At 31.3% G+C, this 5,238-nt stretch carries 8 protein-coding genes and 1 pseudogene; all 9 read right to left on the reverse strand.

The features are described from left to right. A pseudogene (locus tag PHI38_RS08765) lies at positions 1–189 on the reverse strand (polysaccharide biosynthesis protein); the annotation flags it as partial. A 94-nt stretch (positions 190–283) separates the two neighbouring features. Then, positions 284–508 carry a helix-turn-helix transcriptional regulator gene (locus tag PHI38_RS08770; protein ID WP_299855184.1) on the reverse strand — a complete coding sequence of 75 codons (225 nt, stop codon included), beginning with the start codon at positions 506–508 and terminating at the stop codon, positions 284–286. Beyond that, the gene (locus tag PHI38_RS08775; RefSeq protein WP_299855187.1) at positions 474–626 is read right to left on the reverse strand and encodes a hypothetical protein; all 153 of its coding nucleotides are present in this window, start codon (positions 624–626) and stop codon (positions 474–476) included. Before PHI38_RS08775 ends, PHI38_RS08770 begins: the two co-directional genes overlap by 35 nt. A gap of 222 nt (positions 627–848) precedes the next feature. Continuing rightward, positions 849–1,955 (reverse strand): UDP-N-acetylbacillosamine transaminase, encoded by a 1,107-nt coding sequence (pglE, locus tag PHI38_RS08780; protein WP_299855190.1) that lies wholly within the window; start codon positions 1,953–1,955, stop codon positions 849–851. Beyond that, a complete protein-coding gene (locus PHI38_RS08785) occupies positions 1,952–2,551 on the reverse strand; it encodes an acetyltransferase (protein ID WP_299855193.1) in 600 nt (199 codons plus the stop codon). The genes pglE and PHI38_RS08785 overlap by 4 nt, the downstream gene beginning before the upstream one ends. Next, positions 2,551–2,685 (reverse strand): hypothetical protein, encoded by a 135-nt coding sequence (locus PHI38_RS08790; RefSeq protein ID WP_299855195.1) that lies wholly within the window; start codon positions 2,683–2,685, stop codon positions 2,551–2,553. The genes PHI38_RS08785 and PHI38_RS08790 overlap by 1 nt, the downstream gene beginning before the upstream one ends. Then, positions 2,672–3,277 (reverse strand): undecaprenyl phosphate N,N'-diacetylbacillosamine 1-phosphate transferase, encoded by a 606-nt coding sequence (gene pglC / locus PHI38_RS08795; protein WP_299855198.1) that lies wholly within the window; start codon positions 3,275–3,277, stop codon positions 2,672–2,674. Before pglC ends, PHI38_RS08790 begins: the two co-directional genes overlap by 14 nt. Continuing rightward, a complete protein-coding gene (locus PHI38_RS08800) occupies positions 3,270–4,499 on the reverse strand; it encodes a glycosyltransferase family 4 protein (protein ID WP_299855200.1) in 1,230 nt (409 codons plus the stop codon). Before PHI38_RS08800 ends, pglC begins: the two co-directional genes overlap by 8 nt. Before the next feature lie 3 nt (positions 4,500–4,502). Next, positions 4,503–5,238, reverse strand: a 736-nt coding sequence (locus tag PHI38_RS08805) for a hypothetical protein (RefSeq protein WP_367182614.1), incomplete at its 5' end; no start/stop codon positions are given.

The raw sequence follows: 5,238 nt of genomic DNA on the forward strand, positions 1-5,238 counted from the left end.
AGCCTTACTCCAGCTAAGAGAATAGTCTTTGAGAATCAAAAAAGAAGCTACCATACGGATAGCTATTACACCTAACACCACTTGAAAACAAAAGGGTTGGTGAAATATAAAAAAAGTCCAAGCAAAAGTGACAAAAGTCAGAGTTATAATCACAAGAAAGTTAAGTATTCGTTTGTCTATAAAAAACACTATTCAAACCTTTTTTTATTATCTGCATATTTCATACTAAGTGATAATACCATAATAGCCATAAAAAAAAGCCAAAACCATATTGAACTTTAGCTTAATTTGTTCTAAATGGATTGGTTGGTTTGATATCTATTTCATAACCAAGAAAGCAAAGTATTTGGTTGATTGTAACTATACTTATATTTGCGATATAGCCATTTTCGAGCTTTGATAAAGTTGCTCTTGATATTCCACACTGCTGCGCTAAAGTCTCTTGGGATATCCCTTTTTGTTGTCGTAACTGCTTAATAGTTTTTCCAAGTTCTGATAGTATCATCATCAAGCTCCTTTATACTCACTTCTTTTAAAGATAATTTCCAACTATCCAGCATCATCTTGCCTATCTTAAAATCTTGATTTGTAGTCAAATAACCTTCTAGCTCACCTATACCCCACAAAAGCACTCTTTAGAATTTAACCACCTCGTATAATTTAGTTTACAGTTATACTACAAATATTGTATTTTGTAAAGTAATTTATACATTTATTACTCAAACTTTTTCTTGACCTCAACAAACCTATAAGCTGCATAAAGTAATACTAAACTAATAGCAAAACTTATTGCTATATTTGATACAAAATAAACTATCGCCAAAAGTAAAATATTTAAAACGCAATAACTAAGCCAAATTTTCCTTAATTACATCACAAATCATCTTTACATCATCTTTACTCATCGTTGTACCACTTGCTACACAAAGTCCTTTTGCAAATAAATCTTCACTTGTACCATCAACAATAGCTTTTGCATTTGAAAAAAGTTTTTGCATATGCATAGGTTTCCAAAGAGGTCTTGACTCTACATTGACTTCCTCTAAAGCCTTCATAATTTTATTGTAATCTGATTTTTCAAATATCATAGCCGTAAGCCATCTGTTACCTCTGGCTTCATCAAGCTCTGGCATAAAAGTTATCTCTTCTACATCACTTAAAAACTCTTTATACCACTCGTAAATTTCTCTTTTTTTGGCTACTCTATCTTCAATAACTTCCATTTGACCTACACCAATCGCAGCCAAAACATTTGACATACGATAGTTGTAGCCATATTCCTCATGCTCATAGTGGATGAAAGGCTCTTTTGCTTGAGTTGAGTAAAACTTAGCTTTTTCAATCCAATCCTTATTCGAACTCACGAGCATCCCACCTCCACTTGTGGTTAAGATTTTATTTCCATTGAAACTATATATTCCAAAATCACCAAACGTACCAGTATGTTTGCCATTATAAGTAGCACCCAAACTTTCAGCTGCATCTTCTATTAAGTAAACTCCATGAAGCCTACAAATATCAGCAATTTTTTCTATATCTGCACATTGCCCATACAAATGAGTCACTATCAGAGCTTTTGGTTTTTTAGTACATTCACACAGGTATTTATTGAGTAATTTAGGAGACAAATTCCAAGTTTCTTTATCACTATCAATAAATACTGGATTTGCTCCTTGATAAAGTATGGCGTTTACTGAACCTATGAAAGTAAAAGTTGAAGCTAGAACATCATCACCTTGACCAATACCTAACACTCTAAGAGCTAGATGAATAGCAGCTGTTCCACTTGTAACTGCAAGAGCATTTTTTGCTCCTGTATAGTTCTTGATACTATCTTCAAACTTGTTTACATATTCACCAAGAGGTGCTATATAATTGCTTTCAAACACTTTTTCGATATATTTAAGTTCATTTCCACTCATATGCGGGGCACTCAAAAAAATTCTTTTATTCATTTTATATCCTCTATTTCTATACATGGATTACCATATGCTTTTTTAAAATTTCCTATATTTTTTACTACAGTTGAACCGGCACCTATTATGGTGTAACTTCCTATAATTATACCCTGTATCACTTGTGATCCTATTCCAATATGAGTATGTTTACCTACCTTTACATCTCCTGCAAGTGCAACGCTAGGTGAAATATGTACAAAATCATCTATGATACACTCATGCTCTACCACACTAGAAGTATTTAGTATCACACCATCTCCTATGGTAGCTTTTGCATTTACTACTACATTTGGCATCACAACTATACCTTTGCCTATGGTTACACTTGGAGATATTATGGCACTTGGATGAATCAAACTCACTATCTCAAAGCCACTACTTTGAACTTTTGCAAATAGTTTCGCTCTTATATTATTATTTCCAATACCAAACACTATTGGAATAGAACTCTTATCTTTTATATCTTCAAAAGTTGGATATTCATTAGTTCCATCATCTATAAAAATAATATCATCATATCCACATGCGTTTGCTATATCTGCCACAACTAAACCATGCCCACTAGCACCGTAAATATATATACTTTTACTCATCATTTGACTTCTTTAATTTTATTTGGTACAATACTTTCATTAATTCGCTGCTCCCTTTTAGTGAGTGTAGCCTCCCCTCTATCTTGAGGGGTTTTTTTACTATTCCAACCATCGAAGTTTTCAATATCTTCCATCATTACTTCCCGTAAACTTTTCCATAGTAGCACTTGTATTTGAGCTTATATCACTTCTTTTTACAACCTTCAAAAAAGTCATCCAAAGTATTTTCATATCCAACCAAAAAGATTGATTATCCACATACCATACATCGTACTCAAACTTTTGCTCCCATGATATAGCATTTCGTCCATTTACTTGAGCCCATCCTGTAATACCTGGCTTTACATCATGTCTTCTTTTTTGAGTTTCATTATATAGATCAAGATACTCTATAAGCAGAGGTCGTGGTCCCACAAAGCTCATCTCACTTTTTAACACATTGAAAAGCTGTGGAAGTTCATCTAAGCTTGTACTTCTTATAAACTTACCTATTCCAACTAATCTTTGCTCATCTGGGAGTAGATTTCCATCTGCATCTTTCTCATTTGTCATAGTTCTAAACTTATAGATACCAAATATTTTTTCTTTATATCCTGGTCGTTTTTGTCTAAATAATATTGGGCTACCCATTTTCCATAATATGAGTAAACTTATCATTATATAGATAGGTGAAAAAAGGATTATTAATAATAGTGCTAAGGTTTTGTCAAATAGTGTTTTAAGCATTTTTAGGAAACCTTAACTCATTTATTTTATCTATGTATTCTTTTGCTAATTGTGAATATTGTCTATTTTGATAAATCCACTTTTTACCATTTTCGCCAAGTTTTTTTCTTTCTTCTTCGCTTAAATTAACTATACTTAAAATTTTATCTTTTAAATCATTAGGACTTGAGGTATTTTCAAAGTAGCCACAATTAGCTTCATTTATCATAGATGGATAACCTGTGTATGATGCAATAATTGGTTTGGCAGCTAACATGTATTCAACAACTTTATTCATTGACTGTCCATAATCCCAAACTTTTGAATTTTTTGTTGATAAATACAAAATATCACATTTTTGTAAAAAATATTTAACTTCATTTTGTCCAATACGAGGCAAAAAAGTTACATTGGTACAATTTTTTAGCTGTTCTTCAAAAGTAGCTTTTAAATCACCACTTCCTACTAGCATAAAATGAATATTCTCATTATTCTTTAAAAGCTTAATCGCTTCTATAAATGGCTCTAATGCATTTGTTATTCCCATACTCCCTGCATAACCTACTATCACTTTATTTTTTGGAAAAACTTCATCAAAAGGATTATTATCCATAATCTCTTCTTGATAATTTATAGGATTAAAACCTAAAGGGGAACAATGAAAAGGCTTTTCATATCCTAAAATATTTTTAACATGTAAATCAAGTTTTGGCATTGTTCCTACTACTAAATCAGCTTTTTTGTATCCAAACTTTTCAATAAAACCAATCAACAAAACCAAAGGATGCCATTTTGAGAATCCACCCTCTTCTGTCATTGTTAAAGGCCAAATATCTCGTATTTCAAAAACTAAAAAAGCATTAAATTTTTTTTTCAGATAACACCCATAGATTATAGAGAATATTGATAAAGATGAAATCAAAACTACATCAGGTTTATCAATTTTATTGAAATCCAATTTAAAGAGTTTTCTTTCAAAATCAAACCAACTCAAAACCCTATCAATTGAAGCAGTTTTTGTATATTTTTTAGTTTTAACCCAACACAATGGCACTTCATCAACTACTTCAAAATTATAAATTTCACTTGTTTCAGGATAAGTTGAAAAATGATTTGAATTAGAAGTAATCAAAGTTGCATTATGACCTAACTTAATAAATTCTTTTGCTAATACAAAAAGCCTAGCTGGCATTTTACTATAATTTGGTGGACTTGCATATTTTGAGATACAAAGTATATTCATATTTTAATCTTTCTTATAAAGTTTTGGTATTGAGTTTACTATTTTAATAACCTCTTCAAAATCTAAACCTAAAGCATCAAGATACCATCTTATGTTTTGATATCTTGGTTGATTTTCATCTTCTACAAGTTCAAGAGCTTTTTCTCTTGTGAGTTGTCCTTCTCTTATTTGATTACTTCTAAATGTATCATGCTCTGTAAATCCTGCTACTGTATAGTAAACATAGTTATAAAATCCAGCTGTTCCATCACCTATTCTCCAAGTAGTACTTGTGTCTATAGCTGTTTCCCAGTCATATTGATTTATCAAAGTATCGTTTACAGTTTTTTCATCCCAAGCCCAATAATCAAATATATGATAATAATCCTGCTTTTCGGTAAAACTTCTATAGTATTCACCAGAAAGTGTATCCCACAAAGAGCTATTAAAATAACTTGGACTTTCAAGCATAGCTTTAAATCTTTTACTATGATATCTAAGCTGCTTCATGATTCCATGACTATAAACTCTTTTTTCTTCAAAATCAGGTGCTATTCCTAAAAAGCCTGTTTTAAAGTGTGTCACTTCAAGTGGATTTACTCCCCAAAGATTTAGATTTATTCCTGTTTGTTTTTTGATATCTTCGACATATCTAAAGAAGTGTTTATCTCCAGCTGTTAACATAGCCATCATACCAAGATGAGGAGATTTAAGCCATGCTTGAAGATTCATCTTGATATTTTTTCTTTTTTGAGATATG

The organism is Sulfurimonas sp., assembly GCF_028694895.1.
Lineage (GTDB): Bacteria > Campylobacterota > Campylobacteria > Campylobacterales > Sulfurimonadaceae > Sulfurimonas.